The organism is Clostridium sp. AF28-12 (assembly GCF_003435225.1).
Taxonomy (GTDB): Bacteria; Bacillota; Clostridia; order Lachnospirales; family Lachnospiraceae; genus Pilosibacter; species Pilosibacter fragilis.
In genome coordinates this window covers 1-1,181 of the sequence record NZ_QWGJ01000035.1, presented here as the reverse complement: position 1 = coordinate 1,181, position 1,181 = coordinate 1, and the positions used below count along the sequence as shown (strand labels likewise).

Here is a 1,181-nt window from a genome sequence, read left to right as displayed (position 1 = left end):
ATAGAATATCACTACACATAGCAAATGATTTGCTGCTTTTTATTTTTATCAGGGTAGTCCATAGTGGGCTGCCTTTTGTTATACAAAATGGAGACAATCAGGGAATCTGTAAAAAGAGGCATGGGCGGCGCAATTTACGGTATTGCAAGTGTTACTATATTTGTTAGATTTTTACAAATATACCCTGTACACAAAAATTTCACTTGTAATCTGGCAGGATATCGGCTACACTTTACTCATTCCAATTTGATAGGAAGGATAAGAAAGAGTATGAGAAAGAAATGGATTTTTACCGGAGCGGCATTTGCACTTGCAATGACCTTGACCGGATGCAGAGATAATGCGGCAGCCAGTATTCCGCAGCAAAGCAGCCAGGAGCAGACGAAGGAGCAGACACAGATGATCCCTATGGAGGAGGCACAGGAAGCGGCGTTAAAAGCAGCGGATATTGAAGCGGCAGATGCAGACATTTCAGCCACGACCTTAAGTGAGGTGGCGGGAGTGGCCTGCTATAAGGTGGAATTTACTTCCGGAGAGTATGCCTACTCCTACACGATCAATGCACAGACAGGAGCTGTCATGGAAATGAGCAGCCAGGAACAGAATGCACAGACTTCCGGGACGCAGACGGAGGTAGCAGACTCCACTGTCCCTGCCACGGCACAGACCTCAGGTTCAGCCTCAGCCCAGGCACAGACCTCAGCCGCTGCACCGGCACAGAATGCAACAGGTACCGGAACCGTGGATGAAGCAGCAGCACAGAAGATCGCACTGGAGCATGCCGGAGTGAAGGCAGCGGACGCAACGATCACCAAGTCAAAGCTTGATTATGAAGACGGACGTCAGGTATATGACATTGAATGGTATGCAGGCGGTGCCAAGTATGACTATGAGATTGCGGCAGACACCGGAGAGATCATCAGCTCCGCATATGAAGAAAAAACGATGGGAGCAGACAGCAGGAACGTTACGGTCAGTGAGGCAGATGCAAAGAAAACAGCCCTTGACCGTGTAAGCGGTGCAACAGACAAGAATCTCTACGAATGGAAGCTTGATTATGAAGACGGACACCCGGAATATGAAGGAAAGATCATCTACGGTGGAACGGAATACGAATTCACGATTGATGCAGCGACCGGATCCGTAATGGAGTGGGATGCTGAGAAGGTCCGTTAAGACAG

General features: G+C 48.5%; 1 protein-coding gene. It reads left to right on the top strand.

Annotated elements, in window-relative coordinates:
- Positions 1-270: 270 nt before the first annotated feature.
- Positions 271-1,176 (top strand): PepSY domain-containing protein, encoded by a 906-nt coding sequence (locus DWY93_RS16035; protein ID WP_181968569.1) that lies wholly within the window; start codon positions 271-273, stop codon positions 1,174-1,176.
- Positions 1,177-1,181: the final 5 nt, after the last annotated feature.